The organism is Halomonas chromatireducens (assembly GCF_001545155.1).
GTDB classification, from domain to species: domain Bacteria; phylum Pseudomonadota; class Gammaproteobacteria; order Pseudomonadales; family Halomonadaceae; genus Halomonas; species Halomonas chromatireducens.
In genome coordinates this window covers 2,149,453-2,174,635 of record NZ_CP014226.1, presented here as the reverse complement: position 1 = coordinate 2,174,635, position 25,183 = coordinate 2,149,453, and the positions used below count along the sequence as shown (strand labels likewise).

Genomic DNA, 25,183 nt, shown 5'->3' with positions numbered 1-25,183 from the left:
TTTTCACGGCATAACCCCCGTACCCTTTTCAACCTGAACTGAACTTGCATCCGGCCTGAACACGCGGTCAGTCTTTGTCACCAAAGGCCGGGGCTTCCACCGCCAGTAATTGCAGATGTATGTCAGGCAGCTGGCGAAGATGATCAGCCAGCCAGGCAGTCAGCATGGGCTGTAGTGCCACTCGTAGTTCCGCCAGGCTTTCAGCGTGTAATTCCTCCAGCCGTTCATCCAGCCAGTCGGCAAGGGCATCTTCATCCAGCGCGCTGACACGGTGCGCATCCAGCATCAAGCGACCGATTCGTGTCCACCCCGGGCCGGTGGAGGCGATGGGCAGTGCAAGATGCAGAATGCCATGACGCGACGAGCCCCGCTCGGCGGCCAATCCCGGCAGCGGGGTGACGGCGTTCTGGCTGACGATGCAAGGGCGCTGGGGGTGGCGAGCTTCCAGGGTCAGGCCATCGACGTCCAGTCGAATCAGGTCGCCGTTGACCGGGCTCACCGGTGCCTGGATTCCCAGGGTATCGGCAAGAGCGCGATGGGCGCGCTGATGCTGGGGTTCTCCATGTACCGGCAGCAGATGCTTGGGTTTGATCCAGCCATAGAATATACGCAGCTCTTCCTGGGCCGGGTGTCCGGAGGCGTGTAGTTCCGGATGGTTGAATTCATCCCAGATGGCGACATCGAGGCGTCTCAATCCATGCTTGAGGCGCTCGATCTGTGGTTCGTTACCCGGAATCGCCTTTGCCGAAAAGATGACGGTATCGCCCGGACTCAACTCGAGGCTGTGGTGCCTGCCGTTGGCCAGGCGGCTCAGTGCGGCGCGAGGCTCGCCCTGGCTGCCGGTGGCGATGACCAACACCTCATCCGGTGGCAGATACCCCAGGTCGCTTGCCGGAACCAGCGGCGGCATGTCGTCCAGATAGCCAAGCCCGCGAGCCACCCCCACCATGCGTTCCATGGCCCGTCCCATCAGGCTCACCCGTCGTCCGCAGCGCTCGGCGGCCAGCGCAATCGCCAGCACCCTGGCCAGGTTGCTGGCAAAGCAGGAAACCACCACCCGTCCAGTGCATTGGCTCAGTCGATGCTCCAGCGCGCGCGCCACTTCGCCTTCGCTGCGTGAGTGGCCGGGAAGGGTGGCATTGGTGGAATCTCCCACGACGAGGTCCACCGGTGCCAGGGCCCGGAACAGAGACCCCTTCACCGGCGGGCCGATCAAGGGTTCGGGGTCGAGTTTCCAGTCGCCGGTATGAAGTACCCGATAGCCACCCACGGCGATCAACAGGGCGCAGCTTTCCGGTATGGAATGTGTCAGCGGGAGGTAGCGCAGGGTGAAGGGGCCCGTTTCCAGCGCCTCGCCCGGGTCGATCACCTGAATCGCATCGGTGGCAAGCCCGCGTTCGGTGAACTTCGCGCGGAGCAGGCCAGCCGCCAGTGGGGTGGCATGCACCGGGCACTGCCATTTCGGCCAGAGCCAGGCGGCGGCACCGATATGATCTTCATGGCCGTGAGTAATGATCAGGGCGGAGGGCGCAATGCCCAGGGCCACGGCGGTATCCAGGCTGGGAACCTGAAGCGGGCTGTCGGGGAGGTCCTGGCGGATCATCATGCCGCAATCGACGGCGATCCATTCGCCGTCGTGACCATAGAGCCCCAGGTTCATGCCTATCTCACCACAACCGCCCAGCGGCAAGAAATGAAGCGGTTTTCTACGGCGTGGGCGAATGGTGGCGCTGGATGCAATCATCGGCACATCATGGTCAGGCAATGGAGTCTTCACTATACGGGATCGCCGCGGGCTTCCACAATGCGGCTCCCAAGGCGCCGGCTACCATTTCGACGTGTCTCGCGTCCGCGAGTTCGCTACAATGCGCGCTCTCCGATCCACGCTCAGCAAGTCGATGGTTGCCCATGTCCCATTACTACCGTCTGGTTGTTTCCTGCCCTGATCGCCGCGGCATCGTAGCTCGTGTCTCCGGCTTCATTTCCGGCCATGGTGGGTCCATTACCGAGGCGAGTCAGCACTCCGACTTGGCGTCGGGCCGCTTCTTCATGCGCTATGAAATCCTCTCCGATTCCATTGACATGACCGGTGACGAATTGCGCAAAGCCTTTGAGCCGGTGGCGCGCGAGTTCGAGATGGAGTGGGCACTGCGCGATACGCGGCGACGCCAGCGTGTGGTGGTCATGGTCTCCCGGGAATCACACTGCCTGGTGGATCTGCTCTATCGCTGGACCGCGGGGGAAATGGAGGGTGATATTGTCGGTGTGATCTCTAACCATCCGGACATGCGGGGCATGGTCGAGTGGCATGGGCTGCCCTATTTCCATGTGCCTGTGGATGCCGCCGACAAGGCTGCTGCGTTTGCCGAAATAGAGGCCCAGGTGGAGGCACTGGATGCCGACACAGTAGTGTTGGCGCGCTACATGCAGATCCTGCCACCCGGCCTTTGCCGGCGATACGCCGGGCGGGTTATCAATATCCATCACAGCTTCCTGCCATCCTTTGTCGGTGCGCGCCCTTATCACCAGGCCCACGACAGGGGGGTCAAGCTGATCGGTGCCACCTGCCACTATGTGACTGAGGAACTGGATGCGGGCCCCATCATCGAACAGGATATCCATCGGGTCAGTCACTGTCATACTCCCGGGGATCTGGTTCGATTCGGCCGCGATGTGGAGAAAGCCGTTCTGGCACGGGGGCTGCGCTGGCACCTGGAGGATCGAGTGCTCATCCACGGCAACAAGACGGTCGTTTTTGCCTGAGCTTTAACGCTGGAGGCGGACATGTCGTTTTCCGAGCCCATGCTGGCTCCCTGGCTGCTGATCGCCTGCGGCGTGTTGTCCCTGGGTGTCGTCGGTCTTGCCCTGGCACAGCGGCCCTGGGAAACCCTGATCGCGGACAGGGCGCTACAGCACCGCTGGCTGGCGGCAACCGTCGCCGTAGTGCTGCTGTGGCAGCTGCGCGCCCAGGCCGTGGACTGGCTGACCCTGCACCTGATGTTCACGGCGCTGCTGACGCTGATCTTCAAGGCGCCCCTGGCGCTGATTACCAACCTGCTCGCCAACCTGGCCCTGGTTCTGCTCGGCAAGGCGGCCTGGCCGCTATTGGGTGTCAACGTCCTGATTACCGGTGTGATACCCGTTGGTATCACCGTGCTGGTGTGGCGCCTGGTGGATCGCCGCCTGCCGGACAACCTGATGGTCTTTCTCTTTCTCTGCGGCTTCTTCGGCGCAGCGCTGGCCACGCTCGGCACAGGGCTCACCGGCCTGGGGCTGGTCATGCTGGGCGCGACCGATCCGGAAGCGATCTACCTGGCGCAGGAATACGCGCTCTTTCTACCCCTGCTGATGCCCTCCGAGGCGTTCCTGACCGGCATGCTGCTCAGCATCCTGATGGTCTACCATCCCGGCTGGGTGGCCACTTTCAATGATCATCGCTATATCGACACCAAGTAGGGCAGGGTTTCGCTACCTGACGGCCCTCTGGTGAGAGTGCTGTAGACCGGGGGCATATCTTGTAGGGCAGGTGCCATGGGGTGGGTGCTACAGAGGAAGCGTCAGCTGTCGCCTGGCATCCTCCGGTACCAGCCTTGCCCCGACACCGAGCAGGCGTACCGGCCGCTTCTTGCGCGCCCAGGCCTGTGCCAGCAAGGCGTTGAAGGTTTGGTTGCAGAGCGTGCTGCCGCGCCCCTCAATGGTCGTCAGACTGAAATCGTCGAAGCGCACCTTGACGAACAGCCCCGCCAGCGGCGGGTGGCCATGCCTTGCCAGCCGGGATTCCAACCTGTCGCACAGCGCTGCCAGCTCCCTGTGACAGTCGGGCAAGCCGGGAAGGTCTGTTGCGAAAGTGGTCTCCACGCTGACCGACTTGCGTTCACGCTCCACCCTTACCGGGCGGGTGTCGATACCGCGCGCCAGCTCGAACAAGCGATGACCAAACTTGCCGAACTCGTGGATCAATCGATCCTGGGGCAGGCGTTGTAGATCGTCACAGGTATCGATATCCAGTGATTTCAGCCGCCTGGCGGTAGCCGGACCCACGCCATTCAGCTTGGTCACCGGAAGAGTCTTGATGAAGGTAGCGACCCGGTCCGGGGTAATCACCGTCAGGCCGTCGGGTTTCTCCCAGTCGCTGGCGATCTTTGCCAGGAACTTCGACGGTGCGGCACCCACCGAGACGGTAATGCCCACACGTCGCTGACACTCCTCCTTCAGCCAGCGTGCCATCCAGGTGGCGCTGCCCGAAAAGCGCGTTACCGCGGTGACGTCGAGAAAGGCCTCGTCCAGGGACAGAGGCTCAACCAGCGGCGTCAGCTCATGGAAAATAGCCTGAATCTGGCGCGATGCTTCGCGGTAGCGGTCGAAGTCGCCGTGGAGGAGGGTTAGCTGCGGGCACAGCCGCAAGGCTCGCGCCGTGGGCATGGCGGAGTGGATGCCATAGCGGCGAGCCGGGTAGTTGCATGTGGCAATGACGCCGCGACCTTCGGCGCTGCCGCCGATGGCCAGCGGAATCTCGCGCAGCGCCGGGTTGTCGCGCATTTCCACCGCGGCATAGAAGCAATCGCAGTCGGCATGCAGAATCTTGCGAACGGAATCCATGGGCAACCGTTCGACAGCTAGCCGAGGGTGAGCGAATTCATCAGAGCGCCTGGCCGCTGCCGCCGCGAATCACGCCAACGCCTACGCCCTCTATTTCCAGGGGCTGGTGGCGCAGATCCACCTCGATAGGTGCGAAATCGGCATTTTCGGCCTCGAGGATGACCTGGTGGCCATTGCGATGAAAGCGCTTGACGGTGACTTCATCCTCGAGCCTGGCAACGACGATCTGACCGTCGCGAACGCGATCCGTGCGATGCACAGCCAGCAGGTCGCCCTCGAGGATGCCGGCATCCTTCATGGAGAGGCCGCGGACCTTCAGCAGATAGTCGGCACGGGGAGTGAAGAATTCAGGGGGCAGGGGGCAGTAGCGATCGATGTGCTCCGCGGCAAGGATAGGGCTGCCGGCTGCTACCTCGCCAATGATCGGCAAGCCCTCCACGGCAGGTTCGCCCCCGACCGGCTCGGCGTCCTGCGCCGGCAGGCGAATACCCCGGGACGTACCACGGATGACCCGGATGACGCCCTTGCGCTCCAGGGCCCGCAGGTGCTCCTCGGCCGCGTTGGGGGAACGGAAGCCCAGGGCGCGGGCGATTTCGGCACGGGTCGGCGGGTAGCCGAACTCGTTCATTGTCTTGACAATGAAGTCGTAGACGTTCTGCTGGCGTGAGGTGAGGGGGCGTGACATGCGACCTCCGGGTAGCGGTGCCTTGAGTATTGTTCAAGTATACAGCATGGAAGTCTATCCAGTAAAAAGGCCTGTGGCTAGCGAGTGGTATGGCACGTTTCAAACAGATGCTTGTCAATTAATTTGAGCGAAACGCTGAAATCACGTAGACTTTTGTAATGTTTTAAACACGCGTTTCCAGCGGGATCAAGATAATGGCTCAAACCGACACCGTCACACGCATCCTCGATACTGCCGAAGTCCTGTTCGCAGAACGTGGCTTTGCAGAAACTTCCTTGAGGACCATCACCAGCAAGGCGCGAGTCAACCTGGCCGCTGTGAACTACCATTTCGGCTCGAAGAAATCGCTGATTCAGGCGGTGTTCGCCCGCTATCTGGACCCTTTCACCGTGCGCTTCCACCATGCCCTGGATGAGCTGGAAGCGCAGCATGCCGGTGGCGTCATTCCACTGGAAGTCCTGCTGGAAACCATGGCGCGTACCGTCCTTGAGGTGCCTGGCGAACGCCACAGCCTCAAGGTGTTCATGAAGCTGCTGGGGCTTGCCTATAGCCAGGCCCAGGGGCATCTGCGACGCTACATTCAGGACGAATACGGCAGCGTGTTCTCGCGTTTCACCGACCTGGTCCGGCTGGCAACACCCGACCTGCCCGATTCCGAGCGTTTCTGGCGCCTGCACTTCGTGCTTGGCACCGTGATCTTCACCCTCTCAGGGCTGGATGCGCTGCGTGATATCGCTGAAAAGGATTATCAGGAACATGTTTCCGTGCGCGACCTCATCCGCCGCTTGCGGCCGGTGGTGGTGGCTGCCATGAACGCACCGCTTCCGCCACCCCCCATGCCGAAGGCCGAGGCGAGCTGATATGCGGACACCGCGCCTGACCGAGCTGCCACCGGCAACGGGCACCTGGCTGGAAGTCGATGTCGCGAATCAGTGTCTGGTCCACTGGCAGGGATCAAGGCCTCAGGCAGAGTGGGCCGTCTCTACTGCCCTGGCTGGAACCGGTCAGCAGGAGGGCAGCGGCTGCACTCCGCTGGGGTGGCACTATGTACGAGCTGCCATCGGTGATGGGCTGCCCACGGGCACGGTCTTCAGAGGTCGTCGGCCCACCGGGGAGCGATTTTCCCCGGCACTGGCCGAAGCACACCCCCATCGCGACTGGATTCTCACCCGCATCATCTGGCTCTGCGGGCTGGAGCGGGGGTTCAACCGCGGGGGCGAGGTCGACAGCCAGCGGCGCTATATCTACTTTCACGGCACGCCACCCGACCAGCCAATGGGCGTGCCGCGCTCCCATGGATGCATCCGCCTGAGCGCTTCGTCGCTGCTTCATCTCTTTTCCCTGGCCCCTCCCGGGACGCCCGTGTGGCTGCATGACTGAAGGCTGAGCATCAAGCCCTTGCGCATGGCTGTCACCTCGACCAACTTTGGTCTAGAATCAGCCTCCTTCTAGCCCAAGGAATCCGATCATGACGCAGACCCTCGGCCCGGTGATGCTGGATCTGGAAGGCACGCAGCTGAGCGACGACGAGCGCAGGCTACTGCTGCGTCCCGAGGTGGGCGGGGTGATTCTTTTTTCTCGCAATATCGAGGATGCCCGCCAGGTTCGCTCCCTCTGTAACACCATACGACAGTTGCGCCCTGAGTTGCTGTTGACCGTCGACCAGGAAGGGGGGCGGGTGCAACGTCTGCGTCAAGGCGTTACCCGGATTCCCTCCATGGGACGGATTGGCCGCGACTATGTTGCAGCACCGGAAGTCACCCTGAGACTGTGCCTCGATACCGGTTGGCTCCTGGGCATGGAGATGGCCGCCTGTGGACTCGACCTCAGTTTTGCACCGGTACTCGATGTCGACGGTGGCATCTCCAGTGTGATCGGGGACCGCAGCTTTTCCAGCGATCCGCTCGCGGTTTCCGCCATGGCCGAAGCCTTCGTCGCCGGCCTGCATGAAGCCGGCATGGCGGCCGTCGGCAAGCACTTCCCCGGCCACGGAGGCGTCGCTGCCGATTCGCATCTGGAACTGCCCGTCGACGACAGGCCCATCGATGTCATCCGCGGCCATGACCTGGTGCCCTTCGCCGACCTGGCCTGTCGGCTCGACGGCGTCATGCCTGCCCATGTCATCTACAGCGCCTTCGATGCCCGTCCCGCCGGCTTCTCCAACAGCTGGCTGGGGCTGCTGCGTGAATCGCTCGGCTTCAAGGGCACGATCTTCTCCGATGACCTCGGCATGGCCGGGGCCGGATATGCCGGTGGCCCCTATGAGCGTGCCCAGGCAGCGCTGGACGCCGGCTGCGACATGGTGCTGGTGTGCAACGACCGCGCTGCCGCCCTGGAGGTGCTTGACGCCTGCCAGGGGCGCACCATTCGACCAGCGACCCGGCTACGCTATGGCCGGGCTCGTCCGGAGCCTGAAGCCCTGGAAGCGCTGGGGCGCTGGCGTCGTGTTCACGCCCGCCTCGAAGCCATGGCCCAGGACTGAACGATCACGTCCCGTCCCGATTACCGATTACCCTTCAGCGACATGAGCTCCCAATGCCCAAACTCGATCCCGATTTCCACCAGTCCCTTGCCACCATGCGCGATGTCATGGAGAGCGCCGACTGCCTGATCACACAAGAGGAGGTCGAAGCCGCTCTCGACCATATGGCAGAGCAGATCACCTCGGACCTCGGTGACAAGCTGCCGGTCTTCTACTGCGTGATGAACGGTGGCCTGATCACCACCGGCCACCTGCTGACCCGACTGGGCTTTCCGCTGGAAGTCGACTACCTGCATGCCACGCGCTACCGCGGCGGTATTCGTGGTGGCGACCTGTTCTGGCGCGTCTCGCCGGAAGTGCCCATGGCCGACCGTCACGTCGTGATCGTCGACGACATCCTCGATGAAGGCACCACGCTTGCCGCCATCCTCGACTACTGCCACAAGGCCGGCGCCAAGAGCATCTCGACGGCGGTCCTCGTCGACAAGCGCCACGACCGCAAGGCCGTGCCCGACCTGCGCGCCGACTACTGCGGCCTGGAAGTTGTTGACCGCTACGTCTTCGGCTTCGGCATGGACTACAAGGGATACTGGCGCAACGCCCCGGGAATCTTCGCACCCAAGGGGCTGTAGGGAAGGGCGCCGTTGATAGAGAGAATCGCTGTTGGAGCGCCGCTCCGCGTCGCGACTGGCGCCGTCAGGCGCCTTGGCGGAGGCCGCCGTGGCATGAAAGAACAGCTGTTGGAGCGCCGCTCCGCGTCGCGACTGGCGCCGTCAGGCGCCTCGGCGGAGGCCGCCGTCGCTGGCTATTACCGCGATCATCGGCAACACCGCCGGGAGTCCTTCGGCCTCCAGTCGCCGATGCGTCGGACCGGAGCTGAAGCTTCCTCCTACAGCGTGGTAATCGCTTGCCACGGTAGGAAAAATCCGCTGTTGGAGCGCCGCTCCGCGTCGCGACTGGCGCCGTCAGGCGCCTTGGCGGAGGCCGCCGACGCTGACAACAATAGCCAGCATCGGCACCAAGAGCGATTATCCGATCACGCCAGCCCCAGCTCGTGGGTGGCCTCTTCGCGCATCTTGAACTTCTGGATTTTGCCGGTGACGGTCATCGGGAACTCATCGACGAACTTCACGTAGCGCGGGACCTTATAGTGGGCGATCTTGCCCTTGCAGAATTCCTTCAGCTCGTCGCCGGTCAGCTGCTGGCCTTCGCTCAACTTGACCCAGGCCATTACTTCCTCGCCGTACTTCTCGTCGGGTACGCCGATGACCTGGACGTCGGAGATAGCCGGGTGGGTGTAGAGGAAGTCCTCGATCTCGCGGGGGTAGATGTTCTCGCCGCCGCGTATGATCATGTCCTTGATGCGCCCGACGATGGCCACATAGCCCTCTTCGTCCATTGTGGCCAGATCGCCGGTGTGCATCCAGCCGGCCGCGTCGATGGACTTGTCGGTGGCTTCTTCGTTCTCCCAATAGCCCAGCATCACGCTATAGCCGCGGGTGCAGAGCTCACCGGTCTCACCGCGAGGTACCACGGCGCCGGTTTCGGGACTGACAAGCTTGACCTCAAGATGCGGGTGGATAGTGCCCACGGTGGTCACGCGCTTATCCAGCGGCGCATCGGTCTGGGTCTGGAAGCTGACCGGGCTGGTCTCTGTCATGCCATAGCAGATGGTGACGTCTTCCATGTTCATCTTGTCGATGACCTGGCGCATCACCTCAATGGGACAGATGGACCCGGCCATGATCCCGGTGCGCAGCGTCGAGAGGTCGTACTGGGCAAAGTTGGCGTGCTCCAGCTCGGCGATGAACATGGTGGGCACGCCGTAGAGTGCCGTGGCCTTCTCCTCGGAAACAGCCTTCAGCGTCGCCTCGGGGTCGAAGCCGTCACCCGGGTAGATCATGGTGGCACCATGGGTCACGCAGCCCAGGTTGCCCATCACCATGCCGAAACAGTGGTAAAGCGGCACCGGTATGACCAGGCGGTCCTTCTCGGTAAAGCCCATGGTGCGGGCAACAAAGAAACCGTTATTGAGGATGTTGTGGTGGGAGAGGGTGGCGCCCTTCGGAGCCCCGGTGGTGCCGGAGGTATATTGGATATTGATCGGATCGTCGAACTGCAGGGTGCCTTGTACTTCCGCCAGGCGCTCGGCGGAAACCTGGTCGGCATGACCAAGCATGCCCTGCCAGGTGAGCATGCCGGGCAGGGCGAGGTCCGCGTCGAGGCAGACGACCCGCTTGAGCTCCGGAAGGCTGGCGCAGCTGAAGGTGTCAGGTGCGGCGTCTCGTATCTCAGGCGCCAGCTCAGCCAGCGTTGCCACGTAGTCGGAAGACTTGAATTTTCCCTGCAGTACCAGCGTCGACGCGCCCGACTGCTTGAGGGCATATTCCAGCTCGTGGGTGCGATAGCTGGGGTTGATGTTGACCAGCACCGCGCCGATCTTGGCGGTGGCGAACTGAGTGATGGTCCACTCGGCGCAGTTGGGTGACCAGATTCCCACACGGTCGCCTTTTGCCAAGCCGAGTGCCAGCAGGGCACGGGCCGCCTCATCCACCGCTTGCTGCAGCTCCGTCCAGGTATAGCGCAGGCCCTGGTGCAGGCTGAGCAGGGCGTCGCCATCGGGGAAGCGTGCCACTGTCTCGTCAAAACAGTCGCCGATGGTCTGTCCCTTCAGCGGAGTATCGCTGATACCGCTGACGTAGCTGTTCTGAACGCGAATCTGTGAGTGTTGGCGTGTCATCGTGTTACCCGTCTTGTTGTTGCAAGATTAAATGTAAAACTGGCACAAGAGCTGGCAGCAGCCTGGTGGTGTCGATGCCTGTTTGCAGGGCAACACCGAAAGACCGGCGGGCAGAATCACTGCTGGTCCAGGCGCTTGAGGACGTCGCGGGCCCGCATTTCCACGTCATCGAGTTCTCGTTGCATCAGTCTGATATCCTCGAGCTGTCGCTCCATGTTGGTGCGCTTGTCAGACAGTATCTCCAGGAGGCGCTTGAGCTGGCGTGCGTTTCCATCCGGCATGGCGTCATACATCTCGATGACTTCGCGTATCTCGGCCAGCGAAAATCCAAGCCGCTTGCCTCGCAATGTCAGCTTGAGTCGCACGCGATCCTTTTCATGATAGATCCGTGTCTGCCCCCGGCGCTCAGGGGCCAGCAGGCCTTCCTGCTCGTAGAACCGGATTGTGCGCGGCGTCACCTCGAACATGCGGGCAAGTTCACCGATGGAGTAGGTGCGGCGCTGCTGCGGCAGACTGCCATTGATTACAGTGGTGGCTTCCGGTTCGGCTGTGCTCATTGCTACCTTTCCTGTGACTTGGTGGGCCGTCTAGCGGTTTCCCTCCACTTAACCGCAACACTAGACGACGTTGACGTTAACGTAAAGTGCTTGTAGACCAAGGGATGTATGCGATAAAACCTAGCAAGTGCTAGGTTGGTTGCCATCAGGCTCGCGCAACAGGGTGTTTCTCACCCATGGCAATCCGGCGATCAATCAGCTACCACTACCTGGATCGAACATCTCGGTCGTACCATTCAGTCGATACATGAGGACACCTCGATGGATTTCTCCCTGACCGATGACCAGAAGGCGCTCGTTCAAGCGGCCGCCGACTTCAGCAGGGCCGAACTGGCCGACCACGCCGCCGAATGGGACGCCACTTCGCACTTCCCGGTCGAGGTCATTCGACGCGCCGGTGAGGCGGGTTTCCTCGGTATCTATATCCCCGAAGAGCGGGGCGGATTGGGGTTGTCCCGCCTGGATGCCTCGCTGATCTTCGAGCAGCTCTCCCAGGGCTGCATCTCGACTACCGCCTACCTTACCATCCACAACATGGTTGCCTGGATGGTTGCCAGTTGGGGCAGCGAGGCACTGCGTGAAAGCTGGGTGGACCGACTGGTAAGCGGTGAGTGCCTGGGCTGCTACTGCCTCACTGAACCGGGGTCAGGCTCGGACGCAGCCAGCCTGCGCACGAAAGCCGTACGGGACGGCGATGACTATGTCATCAGCGGCTCCAAGATGTTCATATCAGGGGCCGGGGCCAACGATGTCCTCATCGTCATGGCGCGGACCGGTGGACCCGACAGTGGGGCGGGCGGTGTTTCCGCAATCCTCGTTCCGGCCGATGCGGCGGGCATCGAATATGGCAAGAACGAAGAGAAAATGGGCTGGAAGAGCCAGCCGACACGTCTGGTCAGTTTCGATGGCGTCCGGGTGCCGGTCGGCAATCGCCTGGGAGAGGAAGGCGAAGGCTTCAAGCTGGCCATGAAGGGGCTTGACGGAGGAAGGCTCAATATTGCCAGCTGTTCACTGGGTGCCGCACAGCATGCGTTGACTCTCTCGCGTGACTACATGGCCGATCGCAAGCAGTTCGGTCGTGAGCTGTCGAGTTTCCAGGCGCTGCAGTTCAAGCTTGCCGACATGGCTACCGAATTGATGGCGGCGAGGCTGATGGTGCGTCAGGCGGCATGGCGGCTCGACAACAGCGACCCCGACGCCACCGCCCATTGCGCCATGGCCAAGCGGTTCGCTACCGACATGGGTTTCAATGTCTGCAATGATGCCCTTCAGCTCCATGGCGGTTTCCCGGGGCGAGACCCATCGGGTGGCAGAGCGCTTCGCCCGCAGCCACTCCGCCGACAACCTCGATGACCGGGATGGCCAGGCGGGCGCACGGGCCGAGCCTTTTCGGGCCTGGATCGACCACTGGCAGTTGGCCAGCCGTATAGAAATATCAGACGAAACGACAGGCGATGAGCCAGACACCGACACCTTCGCCGAACTGGAACTGATGGCACATCAGGACGACGAGCACGGCGGCTTCGGCTACGCCCTGACCCTTACCGCCGAGGGGCCGCTGGTGCTGCACGGCGAGGCCGGCTTCAGCCAGAAATCCGCCGACGGCCAGGGCTCGATGTACTACAGCCAGCCGTTCTGGCGCGTCAAAGGGGAGGTCACCCTGGACGGCGAAACCCGCGCGGTAAGCGGGCGCGGCTGGCTCGACCGCGAGTGGAGCAGCCAGTTGCTGGGACCCGAACAGCAGGGCTGGGACTGGTTCTCGCTGCATCTGGCGAGCGGCCACAAGCTGATGGCCTTCCAGCTGCGTGGCGGCGGCGCTGACGGCGGTGACTACCGCTCCGGCACCTGGATCGCCCCCGACGGCGAGCCCACCGCGCTGGCCCCGGACGAGATCGACATGACGCCGCTGGAAACCCGCCGCGTGGCGGGGCGCGACGTGCCGACCCACTGGCGCCTGGCAATCCCCCGCGCCGGGCTGGACCTGGTCGTCGAGGCCCCCCATGCCGAGCGCTGGATGGACACCTCCGTGCCCTACTGGGAAGGGGAGGTCATCGCTTTCGACGCAGAGAGCGGTGAGGCATTGGGCGAGGGATACCTGGAAATGACGGGCTATTGACAGGCGATTATTTCATAAGCCTGCTATCGATATTTTCGACTTGAGCCGCTATCCTGAAGACAACCTATCAGGAGCTTTCCATGCAACCCAGCCTCTTTATTTCCCACGGCTCCCCCATGCTGGCCCTGACCAAGACGCCGGCCCACGACTTTCTCCGCGAGCTCGGCCAAGCGCTGCGTCCCAAGGCGGTGGTGGTAGTCTCGGCCCACTGGGAGAGTGACCGGCTGCTGGTGAGCACCAGCGCCCACCCCGAAACCATCCACGACTTCGGCGGCTTTCCGCGGGCACTCTACGAGTGCCAGTATCCCGCCCCCGGCGAGCCGGAGCTGGCCAGGCGCCTGGCCAGGGAGCTCAACGCCGTGCCCACCGAACGTGGCCTCGATCACGGCGCCTGGGTGCCGCTCTCGCTGATGCTCCCGGAGGCAAACGTGCCGGTGGTCTCGCTGTCGCTGCCGGTGCAGTGGTCAAACGCCGAGCTGGTGGCACTCGGAGGGAAACTTGCCGCGCTGCGGGAGGAGAACATCCTGGTGATCGGCTCCGGCAGCCTGACCCACAATCTGATGGAGCTGCAGGCCCAAGGCTCCGAGATGCCCGCCTGGGTGGGCGAATTCGCTGACTGGGTGCATAAGCGTCTGGATGCCGACGACCGCACGGCGCTGCTTGACTGGGAACAGGCACGCTACGCCCGAGAGAACCACCCCACATCGGAGCACTTCCAGCCGCTGCTGGTAGCCATGGGCGCCGGCGGCCAGGCAGAGCGGCTGCACCACAGCGTGGAGCACGGCGTGCTGGCCATGGACGTCTACGCCTTCGCCTGAGTAGACCCCGGCAACCCCCCGATGCCGCCCCGTGAGGTGGCAGCACCGGAGTCCGTCGACGGCAGGATCAGTCGCCCAGCGCAGCCAGCCGGTCGGCCTGGACCACCTCGATCCAGTAGCCGTCCGTGTCCTTGACGAAGACCACGTCCTTCATCTTGCCCTGATCGGCGCGCTTGATGAACTCGACGTCGTTGGCATCGAACCAGGCCTCGGCGGCGTCGAGGTTGGGCACCGAAAAGCAGATATGCCCGAAGCCCTGGGGTTCTGCATTGCCGTCGTGGTAGGCGAAATCGGCCTGATCCTCGGTGCCCCAGTTATGGGTCAGTTCCAGCAGGCCCTTCTGGCTGAAGGTCCAGACGGTACGCTCGCCTTTCTCCTCCGGCACCTGCTCCTCCTCTTCCAGCCTGGCCAGGAAGTAGAGCGAGAAGCCAAGCTCCTCGAAGTCGAGGCGGCGCAATACGCTCATGCCGAAGACACGCGTATAGAAAGCCAATGCCAGTTCAGGATCCTTGACCCGCAGCATGGTGTGATTGAGACGAAAACCGAGGGTGTCCCCCGTGGGCATCTTTACGCCGGGGTGCTGCTCGCCCTTGAAGTTCATGGCCACTCTCCCTTGTCGCTGCCTGATCACTGGGTTGTAAAGAAGATGATGATGCGCCGCCCGGGATATTTCCAGCCTCTCGCTGCATGGAACCACTGTGTTGCGCTCTCTGACCGGCATTCACCCGGCACTTTCACGGATTCTCGCCAAGCACGTACGGTTCGAGCTAAAGTAGGAAACAGGATTGGCGAAGAGTAGCTGGACGATGGCTCGAGTGGCGTGGTTCGAACCGGTGGCACTACCAGGCAGGTCCCGGCCGCTTCATGGCCAGGGGCGACTTGTCCTTCTTTTGATTGCGCTGATGCTGCTGGCTGGATGCGCCAGCCGCGACATGGCGACCCAGGACCCACGCGCTGGCGAAGGCTTGTCCATCGAGCGGGCACTTATCCTGGCCACGGCCGAAGGTGCCCTGGGGACCCCCTATCGCTTCGGTGGCAACTCTCCGGAAGGGCTCGACTGCTCCGGGCTAGTCGAACTCAGCTATCGTGCCGCCGGGATCCCGGTACCGCGTACCGCAGACGATCAGTACCGCACGCTTCCCGAAGCCCGCCAGGCGCGCCCGGGGGACCTGCTGTTCTTCGGCGATCGCCGCAAGGCCACTCATGTGGGAATCTACCGGGGTAACGGGCAGATGATTCACGCCCCGGGGCGGGGACGCCAGGTTGTCAGCGTGCCGCTGGACGTCGACTATTGGCAGGACCGCTTTCTGGGTGCGGCAAGCCCCGCCCCCTGACTTCGCTTTATCCCAAAAGTGCCTGCGCTTGGCCATACTGCGTTAAAAATCGACTCAATATACTCATTTACCCCGTGTAAACTCCGTCATCTCGCCCATTTTTGCCTTGTCTGGCCTGCGCTCGCCGACTTTTCGGACAAAGCTCTCAATTTTTGAGGTTTCTCATGCGCCTAGACCTGACCCTCTATTTGGTAACCGACCCCCGGCTTTGCGCCCGGCACGGCCTGGTGGAAACCGTCGTGGCGGCGGTACGCGGTGGCGTGACACTGGTGCAACTGCGTGACAAGCAGGCCAGCGACGAGGAGCTGATTGACCAGGCGCGGCGCCTCAAGGCGGCACTCGCCGGTAGCGGCGTACCGCTGATCATCAATGACCGGCTGGATGTGGCGCTAGCCAGCGAAGCGGACGGGCTCCACCTGGGTCAGGATGATGGTGAAGTGGCCGCAGCGCGCCAAGCGCTGGGCGAACACGCCATCCTCGGCCTCTCGGTGCAGAACCTGGATCAGATGTCACGACTGGACCCGGAACCGCTGGACTACCTGGGTCTGGGGCCGGTCTTCGCCACCGCGACGAAGCCGAACCATGCCCGGCCGCTGGGCTTCGATGGCCTGGCCACCCTTGTCGCTGCCAGCCCACTGCCGGCGGTAGCCATCGGCGGTCTGCAGGCCGAGCATGTGGGCCGGGTGCGCACAGCCGGCGCAAAGGGACCGGCGGGGGGGGCGGCTATCTGCGGGCAGCCGGACCCGGAAGCCGCTGCGCAAGCGTTCTTCAACGTTTGAAAACCGTGAATCAGGTGCTGTCAGGCTGAAAAGCTCCCCGCAACGATTCAGGAGCTTCCGCGTTCCTTTTCGCGCGTAAAGCGCTGCATGATATCCAGGGTTTCCTGGCTGACATGGTGCTCCATACCCTCGGCATCAATTCGCGCCGTGTGATCGCTGACGCCCAGGGCACGCAGAAACCTCAGCACGATGGCATGACGCTGATGCGACATGGCTGCCATGGCCTCACCCTTCTCGGTCAGAAACAGCGAGCGATAAGGCTTGCTTGAGACCAGTCCCAGGCTCTTCAACCGGGCCACCGTCTTTGACACCGTGGCCTGACTGACCCCCATTCGCGCCGCGATATCCGTCGAGCGCGCCTCGCCATGATGCTGCAGCAGGTCGGCGATCAGCTCCACGTAGTCTTCGAGCAGCTCGGTTTCATGGGCATTGCGCACGGCAGCGTACTGCTTCGCATGCTGATCGCTGGGCGGCAGGGCATCCGCCTTGCACAGGCGATCCGGTGTTACTTTTTTCGGGGAGTCGGTCATCGCGCCAATATAGCCAATCTGCTCATAGGGCAGCAACAGAAGCCCGATAGAGATTTCCTACTACCCAACAAGTTAACCTTGGCTAAAATAGTAGCCATACGCTCACAAACTCACGGCAATGTAACAACTGGCTATCAACGGCCAGAGGTGGAGGAGAGTACCCGATGTCAGCCCCCAGAAGCTTCATGCCGTGCGATATCCTGGGTGGTGGATATGACTGATCCCGCCCCCGCACTTCAAGCAAGCCGCCTCTACGCGGCCTACCACCAGCAGCCCGTGCTGGAGGATATCTCCCTGTCGCTGCCGCAAGGCCAGTGGACAGCCATCGTCGGACCCAACGGCGCTGGTAAATCGAGCCTGCTGAACCTGGTCATCGGCAGTCTCGCTCCGCTGCGCGGCGAACTTCGGATCCTCGGCAATAGCCCCGCCGCGCAGCGCCGGGCCGGTAATATCGCCTATATGGCCCAGCAGGAGAACATGGAGTGGGACTTTCCCATTTCGGTGCGTGAAACGGTGCTGACCGGCCGCTACGGCATGATGCGCCACGACCCACTATGGCGGCGCCTGCTGCCTCGCTACTGGGCCAATCCCAGCCACCGGCAGGCCGTCGAGGCCGCTCTGGAAGCCGTCGACATGGCCGACCATGCCGCACGCCCCATTGGTGAACTCTCCGGCGGCCAGAAGAAGCGCGTGATGCTGGCTCGCGCCCTGGCTCAACAGGCAAAAATACTGCTGCTCGACGAACCCCTGGCCGGGGTCGACCCTCCCAGCGAAGCATTGATTCTCGAGACGCTCGAGCGCGAGCGCGCCGCCGGGCGCACCGTCATCATGGTGACCCATGACATGCAGGGGGCTCGCCGCCACGCTGATAATGTCATGTTGATCAACCGCACCCTGATCGGCATGGGTCCCCCGGAAGAGATGCTAAGCGATGCCATGCTGGCTCGCCTGGCGGTGGGGACGCCCTCCACCGAGCACGGGAGGGTGCCTGTTGCCGCTTGAAGCCTTCGCCATCAGCGTCATCGACGCCTTGATCGTGCTACTGATGATGGCGGTCAACCTGCTGCCAGAGAGCCTGGCCGCTCCCTTCGAATACCGCTTCATGCAGCGAGCGCTGCTCACCTCGGTGCTGGTGGGCGCCATCTGCGGGCTGCTCTCCTGCTACGTGGTGCTAAAGCGCTGGTCGCTGCTGGGTGATGCCATCTCCCATGCCGTGCTGCCTGGCGTGGCCATCGCTTACCTGCTGGGCTGGCCGTTCTTCATCGGCGCCTTCGTCACCGGCGCGCTGACGTCGCTGGGTATTGGCGCCCTGGAGCGCCATACCCGAATCAAGGCGGACGCCGCCATGGGCCTGATGTTCACCGCCGCCTTTGCGCTGGGCATCGTGATCATCAGCAAGATCGCCACCAGCACTCACCTGATGCATATCCTCTTCGGCAACGTGCTGGGGGTACAGACTTCGGCGCTGATGCTGACACTGGCAGCCAGCCTGGTGGCCGTACTGGCGATCTGGCTGGCCTATCGGCCACTGCTGCTTTACACCTTCGATCCACAGCAGGCCCAGGCGCTGGGCTTCAATACCAGCATCATCCACTACGGACTGATCCTGCTGCTGACATTGACCATCGTAGCCAGCCTGGAAACCGTGGGCATCATCCTGGTCGTGGCGATGCTGATCACCCCCGGCGCCACGGCCCACCTGCTCACCGACCGCTTCCCCACGATGCTGGCCCTCTCGGTCGGCGTCGGCGTGACATCAGCCGTGGTGGGGCTGATGCTCTCGGTAGCTCTGGATGTCGCCTCGGGTGGTGCCATCGTGCTGGTGGCCTCGGGCCTGTTCCTTATCGCCCTGCTGGCAGCTCCCAAGCATGGGCTGGTGGGACGCCACTGGCGGCGCTGGCGGCTGAATCGCGCTTAAGCCGTCGGACGTCTTTTCAAAGTCGTCCGGCGGTCATGATAGGCAATTGCCAGGCCGCTGCCGATGATCAATGTACTGCCCACGAAGACCCAGACATCCGGCATTTCACCCCAGAACCACCAGCCCAGAATCACCGCCCAGAGCATGGCCGTGTAGTCGAAAGGCGCAGCAATGGCCGCCGGGGCGAAACGGAATGCCAACGTAATGAAGGCCGTCGCCCCCACGCCGATGATCCCGGCCCCCAGGAAGCCCAGCCAATGCCAGGGGTGCGGGGTCTGCCATACCCAGGGTAGCGCCACCGCCGTGAGCAGCAGCGGCACCAGGGTCATGTAGAAGACCATCGCCCAGAGGTGCTCGCGGGCACCGTACCGCCGCGCGGTGATCATCATCAGCGCATAGAAGACGGCCGCCGCCAACAGCGCCAGCGCCCCCGGATGAAAGGCGTCGCCGCCGGGGCGCACCACCACCAGAACCCCCACGAAGCCCAACAGGGACGCTGCCAGCACGGGAGGATCGATCTTCTCGCCCAGCAGCGGCACCGAGAGCAGGGTGACGAACAGCGGGGCAACGAAGGCGATGGCGGTCGCCTCGGCCAAGGGCAGCAGCGTCAGGCCGAGCACGAAGAAGAACATGGTGCCGGTATAGATCAGGCCGCGCACCAGATGCACCCCGGGGCGCTGGGTACGCAGCTTGGTGAGCCCGCCACCGAAGTGGGCCAGCACGGCGATCAACGGCAGCGAAACCAGGGTGCGGAAGAAGATGATCTGCAGGGGCGAGTGTACCTCGCCCAGCCACTTGGCGATGGCATCGCCAATGGCCAGGCACAGCACACCCATACACATGCACAGAATGCCCTTCAACGACGGCGTCATGGCGACCTCCCCTCTTGCCGAACCCTGGCGACCCAAAAAACCACCCCGCCGACCGTAAGGGTCGGCGGGGCTTATTGATTAACAACCTAATGGCTGGCGCAGACCACGGCAAGTGCGGCGCCCCAAAATGGCGCATCCGACCATGAAGAGGTCGAGGTGTGACTGGAACGGTGTAACGGGGCAAAACCATGTCGCGGAGAGAGCCGCGGAGAGAATAGTCATGCCCAATACGTTATGTTATAACGAATCATTCTCAGCGTTCAGCCAGCTACCATAACCGTTACTTCAGCCCCATTACTTCAAACCCGTCACTTCAGACATTGCTTCGATCCCCCCTGCGGTTCCACATCAGGGGGGCATTCGCAGCACAAATGATATGTTATATGGTTACAAAAGGAGGCGACATGCTGCCCCGTACCACCGCTGACATCTCCACGCACTGGGCATTCGGCCAGGACATCGAGGTACTGCCCCGCATATTCGAGGATGATATCACCCTGGCGGTGATGGAGCGTCCGCTCGACTCGGCCCTGACCCTGGCCGTGCGGGCTCAGCTCGGCCACCAGCGCGGCCTCGAATGGCACTGGCGCGGCGCCCCAGGCCAGGCAATGCAGGAGGACCTGGCACGGCGACTGCCCGCCCCAGAGGCCGGTGAAGCACTGGTGCAGGATATCGGCACCATCGCCGAAGCCATGGCCTATCTGTTCTCGACCGACACCATCGGCATTCGCCTGCGCACGCTCGACGTCGCCATGTGCCCGCGCTTCCACGTCGACAACCTGCCGGTGCGTCTGGTGAGCACCTATGCCGGCCCGGCCGGCGAGTGGCTACCCGAACATGCCGTTAACCGTGCGGGGCTCGGTGCCCCGCGTCCGGACAAGCCCGATATCGTTGCCGACCCTGGTGCTATTCAACAGATTGGCGTGGGCGACCTGGCCCTGATGAAAGGCTGCGGCTGGGTCGGCAACGAGGAACGCGGCCTGGTGCACCGCAGCCCTCAGCCCGCGTCGGGTGAGCGCCGCCTGCTGCTGGCGCTGGATCCCGGTTGAAGGCCCCTCGTGCGCCACCTTCTCGTTTCGCCACACGCTCGCAAACCAGCACCAATGAATCGGTAGCTAGTAGTGCGCCACCACCATACAGTCCATGCCGGTGGCGCGCAGGCTACGGCAGGCGCTGTGTGCGTCGTTCTCCTGCAGGTCGACCAGCCGGGCACGGAAGACGCGCTTCTCGTCCTGGGACTCGGCCACCGAAACGCGCACGTCGCGCAGTTGGCTGGCCAGTTGGTCGGCTGCCCGTGACGCCAGGCTGCGGGCCTGGTCGGCGTTATTGAACGCACCCACTTGCACGGCCCAGGTACCGCTCGCCTGCGGCGAATCGGCCCGTGCGATCAGGTCACGGATCGGATCGTCGGCGGAGCCCATCTCGGCACCCATCTCGGACTGGAAGGTCGAACGCGTGCCGGATTCGGACCGGCTCGCCTGCAGGCTACCGCTCGACGACGCCGGCTCCACCGAAGCCAGCTGCGTTGCGGGTGCCGCCGAGGCGGGCTGAGCAGCCGGCAGATCCATGTTGTCGCCGAAGACATCGGCCTGGGCGATCCAGTCGCCCCGCTGCAGCATGTTGAGGCGTGCATAGCCGCGGGCGAGCAGGTCCGACATGTGGGCATCACGGGAAGCCGCAGTGAACCCACCCATCACGACCGAGACCACCCGGCGGTTATCACGGATCGCCGATGTCGCCACGTTGAAGCCGGAAGCCCGGATGAAGCCCGTCTTGAGCCCGTCGGCACCGGGATAGTTGCGCACCAGCCGGTTATGGCTGGTGTGGGTCGTACCCCGATATGTAAAACTCTGGGTCGAGAAGTAGTGGTAGTACTGCGGGAAATCCTGCATCACGCGAATCGACAGGGTCGCCATGTCGCGAGCGGTGGTGACCTGCTCGTTGTTGGGCAGCCCCGATGCGTTGCGGAACTGGGTGGCATTCATGCCCAGCTCGCGGGCCCGCTGCGTCATCATGTTGCCAAAATTGCGCTCGCTGCCACCCAGTGCCTCGGCCACCACCACCGCAACATCATTGGCGGAGCGCACCACCAGGGCAAGGATCGCCTCTTCCACTGTGATACTGCTACCGGCGGAGAGCCACAGCTTGGAAGCCGGCATCGCAGCTGCCTGGGCGGATACCGGCAGCGGCTGATGCAGATGCATGCTGCCATCCTCGATGGCCTCGAACAGCATGTAGAGCGTCATCATCTTGGTCAGCGACGCCGGATAGCGGGTCGCATCGGGGTTCGCGGCATGCAGTACGTCTCCGCTTTCGACATCGATCACAATAGCCGCATAGCGGGGGTTGGCCTGAGCCGTTTTCGCCGTTAGCAGCAACAAGCTGGCCAGCAGCACAAAGACGGCTACCCCGAGGTAGTGTCGGTAGGAGGAGGACATGGCAGACACCTCTAGTTCCCTTGGTTATTCCCTGCGGCCGTTTTGTCATCAGGCCTTGCCCCAGTATGGACAGGAATCGTCCGCTTTACAGCCAGAAAAGCGATGTTTCCAGGCGGCATACCGTTTTATGATTCAACGCAAGCAGGTCCGGCCATTACCGCCGCCCCTGCCGAATTCACTCCCAGACAGGAAAAGGGTCCGGCAGGGATGCCCAGGCCTGCTTGCCAGCCAGCAGCTCTGCCTCGCTGACAAGGCACTCATCCAGGGCCTGGCGGATACGCGCTTCGTCGAGATGCTGGCCGATGAAGACCAGCTCCTGGCGCATGTCACCGAAGGGCTCCTGCCACTTTTCCATGATATAACCGCGGTATTCCGGGTCGTCCGGCCAACGTGACTCGGGAACGGCCTTCCAGAACATGCCGGCGTAACCGTAGTGGGCAATGCCCCCCGCCTGGCTCCACTGGCCGGCAAACTGTGGTCGGGTCGCCAGCCAGAAGAAGCCCTTCGAGCGCAGCAGCTTGCCGCCGAACCAGTCGCCATGCAATAGCTCGTGGAACTTCTGCGGGTGAAAGGGCCGCCGGGCATGGTAGGAAAAGCTCGAGATACCATACTCCTCGGTTTCCGGCACATGATCCCCGCGCATCTCCTTGAGCCAGCCCGGAGCAAGCTGCGCCCGCTCGAAGCTGAAGCGGCCGGTGTCGAGCACCTTGTCGAGCGACACCTGGCCATTGGCCATGGCAATCAGCTCCGCATCGGGGTTGAGCGTACGCAGCACCGCCTTCAGCTCACCCATCTGCTCGTCATCGACCAGGTCGGCCTTACTGATCAGCAGCACGTCGCAGAACTCGATCTGGTCGACCAGCAGGTCGGCCACGTTGCGATCGTCCTCCTCGCCCAGGCTTTCGCCGGCTTCGATCAGCGATTTCGCCTCACGGTATTGCGTCAGGAAGTTGGCTCCGTCGACCACCGTCACCAGGGTATCCAGCCGCGCAACGCTGGAAAGGCTCTGCCCTGACTCGTCCTCGAAGGTGAAGGTCTCGGCCACCGGCAGCGGCTCGGAAATGCCCTCCGCGGAGGCGCTGTGAACCCATCCCTGGGCGCTACTTTTGCCTTCCCTGGCAAAAGACCTCCGCTTCGACCTGCCCCCTACCTTCGAGGAACACCTGCGCACCGCCTACGACAAGCTGGCCACCCAGCACCCCAACCTCAAGGCGGCTGTGCGCAGCTCGGCCACCGCGGAGGACCTGCCAGATGCCTCCTTCGCCGGCCAGCAGGAAACCTTCCTCAATATCGAAGGGTTCGACAACATCAAGCGCGCCGTGCACGAGGTTTTCGCCTCCCTCTTCAATGACCGTGCGATTTCCTACCGGGTACATCGGGGCTACGCTCATGAGAACGTGGCGCTGTCGGCGGGTATCCAGAAAATGGTGCGTTCCGAAACCGGCTCCAGCGGCGTGATGTTCACCCTGGACACCGAGTCCGGATACCGCGACGCGGTGTTCGTCACCGCCTCCTGGGGGCTGGGCGAGACAGTGGTGCAGGGCTCGGTCAACCCGGACGAGTTCTACGTACACAAGCCGACCCTGGCGGCCGGTCGCCCGGCCGTGCTGCGCCGCAACCTCGGTTCCAAGCTGATCAAGATGGTCTATGGCGCCGATGCCAGCGCCGGCAAGTCGGTCTCCACCGTGGATGTTCCGCTCAAGGATCGCGCTCGCTTCTGCATCAATGACGATCAGGTCATGGCCCTGGCGCGCCAGGCGATGACCATCGAGGCGCATTACGCTCGGCCCATGGACATCGAATGGGCGCTCGACGGCGACGATGGCGAGCTCTATATCGTCCAGGCGCGCCCCGAAACGGTGGTCTCCCAGCTCGAGGGCGGCAAGCTGGAGCGCTTCCACCTCAAGGAGAAGGGGCGCACCCTGGTCACCGGCCGTGCCATCGGCCAGCGTATCGGGCGTGGTGCGGTGAAGGTCGTTTTCTCGCCGGACGATATGGACAAGGTCAAGGCCGGGGATGTGCTGGTCACTGACATGACCGATCCCGACTGGGAACCGATCATGAAGCGCGCCTCGGCGATTGTCACCAACCGCGGCGGCCGCACCTGCCACGCGGCGATCATCGCCCGTGAGCTGGGCATCCCGGCCGTGGTGGGCTGTGGCGATGCCACCGATACCCTGCAGGATGGCCGCGATGTCACCGTTTCCTGTGCCGAAGGCGATACCGGCCACGTCTACGAGGGGCTGCTCGATTACGACCGTCGCGTCTCCACCGTCGATGCCATGCCCGAGATCCCGTTCAAGATCATGATGAACGTGGGTAACCCGGATCGTGCCTTCGGCTTCGCCGGGCTGCCCCATGCCGGTGTTGGCCTGGCGCGGCTGGAGTTCATCATCAATCGCATGATCGGGGTCCATCCCAAGGCGCTGCTCGAGTACGAGACCCTGCCGCTGGAGCTGCAGCAGACCATCGACATGCGTACCGCCGGCTATACCGACCCGGTGACCTTCTACGTCGACAAGCTGGTCGAGGGCATCTCGACCCTGGCGGCGGCCTTCCACCCGCAGCGCGTCATCGTGCGGCTGTCAGACTTCAAGTCCAACGAGTACGAGAACCTGATCGGCGGCAAGCTCTATGAGCCCGGCGAAGAGAACCCGATGCTGGGCTTCCGCGGTGCTTCACGCTATATCTCCGACGCTTTCCGTCCCTGTTTCGAACTGGAGTGCAAGGCGCTCAAGCGCGTGCGTGACGAGATGGGCCTCGACAACGTCGAGATCATGGTGCCCTTCGTGCGCACCACCGACGAGGCGCGTGAAGTCGTCGAACTGCTGGCGGCCAACGGCCTGAAGCGGGGCGACAACGGCCTTAAGGTGATCATGATGTGCGAGCTGCCGGCCAACGCGCTGCTGGCCGACGAGTTTCTCGAACACTTCGATGGCTTCTCGATTGGCTCCAACGACCTGACCCAGTTGACCCTTGGTCTGGACCGCGACTCCGGTATCGTCGCTCACCTCTTCGATGAGCGAAACCCGGCGGTGCTCAAGCTACTCTCCATGGCGATCCAGGCCTGCAAGGCGCAGGGCAAGTATGTCGGCATCTGCGGCCAGGGCCCCTCCGACCATCCGGATCTGGCCAAGTGGTTGATGGAGCAGGGTATCGACTCCGTTTCCCTGAACCCGGATGCGGTACTTGAAACCTGGTTCATGCTGGCGGGGGAAACAATCGAGTAATACCGATACACCAAGTCACTAAACAGCCCGTTTGATAGTCGTCAAACGGGCCTTTTTTCGCCTATGCTGTATACCTCTTACACGG

Annotated in this window: 24 protein-coding genes and 1 pseudogene; 15 read left to right on the top strand and 10 right to left on the bottom strand. The window is 63.0% G+C overall.

Annotated elements, in window-relative coordinates; all coding sequences use genetic code 11:
* Window positions 1-67: 67 nt before the first annotated feature.
* Complete coding sequence (locus tag LOKO_RS10035; protein WP_066448450.1) at window positions 68-1,660, bottom strand: ribonuclease J; 1,593 nt, start codon at window positions 1,658-1,660, stop codon at window positions 68-70.
* Between the two features lie 248 nt (window positions 1,661-1,908).
* On the opposite strand from LOKO_RS10035, the gene purU reads away from it, so the two are divergent.
* Together purU and LOKO_RS10025 are read left to right on the top strand one after the other, a co-directional pair.
* The gene (purU, locus tag LOKO_RS10030) at window positions 1,909-2,763 is read left to right on the top strand and encodes a formyltetrahydrofolate deformylase (RefSeq protein WP_066448448.1); all 855 of its coding nucleotides are present in this window, start codon (window positions 1,909-1,911) and stop codon (window positions 2,761-2,763) included.
* Window positions 2,764-2,784: 21 nt separating this feature from the next.
* Window positions 2,785-3,456, top strand: a complete 672-nt coding sequence (locus LOKO_RS10025) for an energy-coupling factor ABC transporter permease (RefSeq protein WP_066448446.1) — start codon at window positions 2,785-2,787, stop codon at window positions 3,454-3,456.
* Window positions 3,457-3,543: 87 nt separating this feature from the next.
* Here LOKO_RS10025 and dinB read toward each other — a convergent pair whose 3' ends face one another.
* Both dinB and lexA read right to left on the bottom strand, forming a co-directional pair.
* Window positions 3,544-4,599: a DNA polymerase IV gene (gene dinB / locus LOKO_RS10020; RefSeq protein WP_066448445.1), complete on the bottom strand. Its 1,056-nt coding sequence runs from the start codon at window positions 4,597-4,599 to the stop codon at window positions 3,544-3,546.
* Between the two features lie 40 nt (window positions 4,600-4,639).
* A complete protein-coding gene (gene lexA / locus LOKO_RS10015; protein ID WP_066448442.1) occupies window positions 4,640-5,284 on the bottom strand; it encodes a transcriptional repressor LexA in 645 nt (214 codons plus the stop codon).
* 194 nt (window positions 5,285-5,478) lie between these two features.
* Between lexA and LOKO_RS10010 the strand changes: the two genes are divergently transcribed.
* The 4 genes from LOKO_RS10010 to LOKO_RS09995 all read left to right on the top strand — a co-directional run bounded on the left by LOKO_RS10010 (window position 5,479) and on the right by LOKO_RS09995 (window position 8,398).
* The gene (locus LOKO_RS10010; RefSeq protein WP_066448439.1) at window positions 5,479-6,144 is read left to right on the top strand and encodes a TetR/AcrR family transcriptional regulator; all 666 of its coding nucleotides are present in this window, start codon (window positions 5,479-5,481) and stop codon (window positions 6,142-6,144) included.
* 1 nt (window position 6,145) lies between these two features.
* The gene (locus LOKO_RS10005) at window positions 6,146-6,664 is read left to right on the top strand and encodes a L,D-transpeptidase (RefSeq protein WP_066448437.1); all 519 of its coding nucleotides are present in this window, start codon (window positions 6,146-6,148) and stop codon (window positions 6,662-6,664) included.
* Between the two features lie 88 nt (window positions 6,665-6,752).
* A complete protein-coding gene (nagZ, locus tag LOKO_RS10000; RefSeq protein ID WP_066448435.1) occupies window positions 6,753-7,766 on the top strand; it encodes a beta-N-acetylhexosaminidase in 1,014 nt (337 codons plus the stop codon).
* Between the two features lie 53 nt (window positions 7,767-7,819).
* Window positions 7,820-8,398, top strand: coding sequence for a hypoxanthine-guanine phosphoribosyltransferase (locus tag LOKO_RS09995; protein ID WP_066448432.1), 579 nt, complete (start codon window positions 7,820-7,822; stop codon window positions 8,396-8,398).
* A gap of 404 nt (window positions 8,399-8,802) precedes the next feature.
* On the opposite strand, the gene LOKO_RS09990 is transcribed toward LOKO_RS09995, so the two are convergent.
* The gene (locus LOKO_RS09990) at window positions 8,803-10,506 is read right to left on the bottom strand and encodes an AMP-binding protein (protein WP_066448430.1); all 1,704 of its coding nucleotides are present in this window, start codon (window positions 10,504-10,506) and stop codon (window positions 8,803-8,805) included.
* 116 nt (window positions 10,507-10,622) lie between these two features.
* A complete protein-coding gene (locus LOKO_RS09985; RefSeq protein WP_083517539.1) occupies window positions 10,623-11,063 on the bottom strand; it encodes a MerR family transcriptional regulator in 441 nt (146 codons plus the stop codon).
* A gap of 261 nt (window positions 11,064-11,324) precedes the next feature.
* On the opposite strand from LOKO_RS09985, the gene LOKO_RS09980 reads away from it, so the two are divergent.
* From LOKO_RS09980 to LOKO_RS09970, 3 genes are all read left to right on the top strand, one after another.
* Window positions 11,325-12,416 carry an acyl-CoA dehydrogenase family protein gene (locus LOKO_RS09980; protein WP_235588837.1) on the top strand — a complete coding sequence of 364 codons (1,092 nt, stop codon included), beginning with the start codon at window positions 11,325-11,327 and terminating at the stop codon, window positions 12,414-12,416.
* Window positions 12,340-13,179: a lipocalin family protein gene (locus LOKO_RS09975; protein WP_235588835.1), complete on the top strand. Its 840-nt coding sequence runs from the start codon at window positions 12,340-12,342 to the stop codon at window positions 13,177-13,179. The genes LOKO_RS09980 and LOKO_RS09975 overlap by 77 nt, the downstream gene beginning before the upstream one ends.
* A gap of 80 nt (window positions 13,180-13,259) precedes the next feature.
* Entirely contained in the window at window positions 13,260-13,997 is a 738-nt protein-coding gene (locus LOKO_RS09970) for a DODA-type extradiol aromatic ring-opening family dioxygenase (protein WP_066448428.1), read from the top strand.
* Window positions 13,998-14,064: 67 nt separating this feature from the next.
* Here LOKO_RS09970 and gloA read toward each other — a convergent pair whose 3' ends face one another.
* Window positions 14,065-14,598, bottom strand: a complete 534-nt coding sequence (gene gloA / locus LOKO_RS09965) for a lactoylglutathione lyase (protein ID WP_066448425.1) — start codon at window positions 14,596-14,598, stop codon at window positions 14,065-14,067.
* A gap of 301 nt (window positions 14,599-14,899) precedes the next feature.
* Between gloA and LOKO_RS09960 the strand changes: the two genes are divergently transcribed.
* Both LOKO_RS09960 and thiE read left to right on the top strand, forming a co-directional pair.
* Window positions 14,900-15,331: a C40 family peptidase gene (locus LOKO_RS09960; RefSeq protein WP_066448422.1), complete on the top strand. Its 432-nt coding sequence runs from the start codon at window positions 14,900-14,902 to the stop codon at window positions 15,329-15,331.
* A 164-nt stretch (window positions 15,332-15,495) separates the two neighbouring features.
* A complete protein-coding gene (gene thiE / locus LOKO_RS09955) occupies window positions 15,496-16,110 on the top strand; it encodes a thiamine phosphate synthase (RefSeq protein WP_066448419.1) in 615 nt (204 codons plus the stop codon).
* Between the two features lie 47 nt (window positions 16,111-16,157).
* Here thiE and mntR read toward each other — a convergent pair whose 3' ends face one another.
* A complete protein-coding gene (gene mntR, locus LOKO_RS09950; protein WP_066452314.1) occupies window positions 16,158-16,640 on the bottom strand; it encodes a manganese-binding transcriptional regulator MntR in 483 nt (160 codons plus the stop codon).
* Window positions 16,641-16,853: 213 nt separating this feature from the next.
* Here mntR and LOKO_RS09945 point away from each other — a divergent pair, with 213 nt between their 5' ends.
* Window positions 16,854-17,642 (top strand): metal ABC transporter ATP-binding protein, encoded by a 789-nt coding sequence (locus tag LOKO_RS09945; protein WP_066448412.1) that lies wholly within the window; start codon window positions 16,854-16,856, stop codon window positions 17,640-17,642.
* Complete coding sequence (locus LOKO_RS09940) at window positions 17,629-18,558, top strand: metal ABC transporter permease (protein ID WP_083517717.1); 930 nt, start codon at window positions 17,629-17,631, stop codon at window positions 18,556-18,558. The genes LOKO_RS09945 and LOKO_RS09940 overlap by 14 nt, the downstream gene beginning before the upstream one ends.
* Here the strand turns inward: LOKO_RS09940 and LOKO_RS09935 are convergent.
* Complete coding sequence (locus LOKO_RS09935) at window positions 18,555-19,430, bottom strand: DMT family transporter (RefSeq protein WP_066448409.1); 876 nt, start codon at window positions 19,428-19,430, stop codon at window positions 18,555-18,557. The two genes, LOKO_RS09940 and LOKO_RS09935, sit on opposite strands and share 4 nt — an antisense overlap.
* A 404-nt stretch (window positions 19,431-19,834) precedes the next feature.
* Here LOKO_RS09935 and LOKO_RS09930 point away from each other — a divergent pair, with 404 nt between their 5' ends.
* Complete coding sequence (locus tag LOKO_RS09930; RefSeq protein WP_066448402.1) at window positions 19,835-20,479, top strand: DUF1826 domain-containing protein; 645 nt, start codon at window positions 19,835-19,837, stop codon at window positions 20,477-20,479.
* 66 nt (window positions 20,480-20,545) lie between these two features.
* On the opposite strand, the gene LOKO_RS09925 is transcribed toward LOKO_RS09930, so the two are convergent.
* Together LOKO_RS09925 and LOKO_RS09920 are read right to left on the bottom strand one after the other, a co-directional pair.
* Complete coding sequence (locus LOKO_RS09925) at window positions 20,546-21,868, bottom strand: D-alanyl-D-alanine carboxypeptidase (protein ID WP_066448400.1); 1,323 nt, start codon at window positions 21,866-21,868, stop codon at window positions 20,546-20,548.
* A gap of 175 nt (window positions 21,869-22,043) precedes the next feature.
* Window positions 22,044-22,934, bottom strand: a pseudogene (locus LOKO_RS09920) (GTP-binding protein); the annotation flags it as partial.
* A gap of 40 nt (window positions 22,935-22,974) precedes the next feature.
* On the opposite strand from LOKO_RS09920, the gene ppsA reads away from it, so the two are divergent.
* Window positions 22,975-25,098: a phosphoenolpyruvate synthase gene (gene ppsA / locus LOKO_RS09915; RefSeq protein ID WP_235588834.1), complete on the top strand. Its 2,124-nt coding sequence runs from the start codon at window positions 22,975-22,977 to the stop codon at window positions 25,096-25,098.
* The last annotated feature ends 85 nt before the right edge of the window (window positions 25,099-25,183 follow it).

Excerpts from the sequence above, each read along its gene's own strand:
- purU (WP_066448448.1), top strand. The coding sequence starts at position 1,909 with ATGTCCCATTACTACCGTCTGGTTGTTTCCTGCCCTGATCGCCGCGGC.
- LOKO_RS09925 (WP_066448400.1), bottom strand. The coding sequence starts at position 21,868 with ATGTCCTCCTCCTACCGACACTACCTCGGGGTAGCCGTCTTTGTGCTG.
- LOKO_RS09930 (WP_066448402.1), top strand. The coding sequence starts at position 19,835 with ATGCTGCCCCGTACCACCGCTGACATCTCCACGCACTGGGCATTCGGC.
- LOKO_RS09995 (WP_066448432.1), top strand. The coding sequence starts at position 7,820 with ATGCCCAAACTCGATCCCGATTTCCACCAGTCCCTTGCCACCATGCGC.
- LOKO_RS10010 (WP_066448439.1), top strand. The coding sequence starts at position 5,479 with ATGGCTCAAACCGACACCGTCACACGCATCCTCGATACTGCCGAAGTC.
- LOKO_RS09960 (WP_066448422.1), top strand. The coding sequence starts at position 14,900 with ATGCTGCTGGCTGGATGCGCCAGCCGCGACATGGCGACCCAGGACCCA.
- LOKO_RS09975 (WP_235588835.1), top strand. The coding sequence starts at position 12,340 with ATGGCGGTTTCCCGGGGCGAGACCCATCGGGTGGCAGAGCGCTTCGCC.
- LOKO_RS09980 (WP_235588837.1), top strand. The coding sequence starts at position 11,325 with ATGGATTTCTCCCTGACCGATGACCAGAAGGCGCTCGTTCAAGCGGCC.
- mntR (WP_066452314.1), bottom strand. The coding sequence starts at position 16,640 with ATGACCGACTCCCCGAAAAAAGTAACACCGGATCGCCTGTGCAAGGCG.
- LOKO_RS09945 (WP_066448412.1), top strand. The coding sequence starts at position 16,854 with ATGACTGATCCCGCCCCCGCACTTCAAGCAAGCCGCCTCTACGCGGCC.
- dinB (WP_066448445.1), bottom strand. The coding sequence starts at position 4,599 with ATGGATTCCGTTCGCAAGATTCTGCATGCCGACTGCGATTGCTTCTAT.
- LOKO_RS09970 (WP_066448428.1), top strand. The coding sequence starts at position 13,260 with ATGCAACCCAGCCTCTTTATTTCCCACGGCTCCCCCATGCTGGCCCTG.
- gloA (WP_066448425.1), bottom strand. The coding sequence starts at position 14,598 with ATGAACTTCAAGGGCGAGCAGCACCCCGGCGTAAAGATGCCCACGGGG.
- nagZ (WP_066448435.1), top strand. The coding sequence starts at position 6,753 with ATGACGCAGACCCTCGGCCCGGTGATGCTGGATCTGGAAGGCACGCAG.
- LOKO_RS09990 (WP_066448430.1), bottom strand. The coding sequence starts at position 10,506 with ATGACACGCCAACACTCACAGATTCGCGTTCAGAACAGCTACGTCAGC.
- lexA (WP_066448442.1), bottom strand. The coding sequence starts at position 5,284 with ATGTCACGCCCCCTCACCTCACGCCAGCAGAACGTCTACGACTTCATT.
- LOKO_RS10025 (WP_066448446.1), top strand. The coding sequence starts at position 2,785 with ATGTCGTTTTCCGAGCCCATGCTGGCTCCCTGGCTGCTGATCGCCTGC.
- LOKO_RS10005 (WP_066448437.1), top strand. The coding sequence starts at position 6,146 with ATGCGGACACCGCGCCTGACCGAGCTGCCACCGGCAACGGGCACCTGG.
- LOKO_RS09985 (WP_083517539.1), bottom strand. The coding sequence starts at position 11,063 with ATGAGCACAGCCGAACCGGAAGCCACCACTGTAATCAATGGCAGTCTG.
- thiE (WP_066448419.1), top strand. The coding sequence starts at position 15,496 with ATGCGCCTAGACCTGACCCTCTATTTGGTAACCGACCCCCGGCTTTGC.
- LOKO_RS09935 (WP_066448409.1), bottom strand. The coding sequence starts at position 19,430 with ATGACGCCGTCGTTGAAGGGCATTCTGTGCATGTGTATGGGTGTGCTG.
- LOKO_RS10035 (WP_066448450.1), bottom strand. The coding sequence starts at position 1,660 with ATGAACCTGGGGCTCTATGGTCACGACGGCGAATGGATCGCCGTCGAT.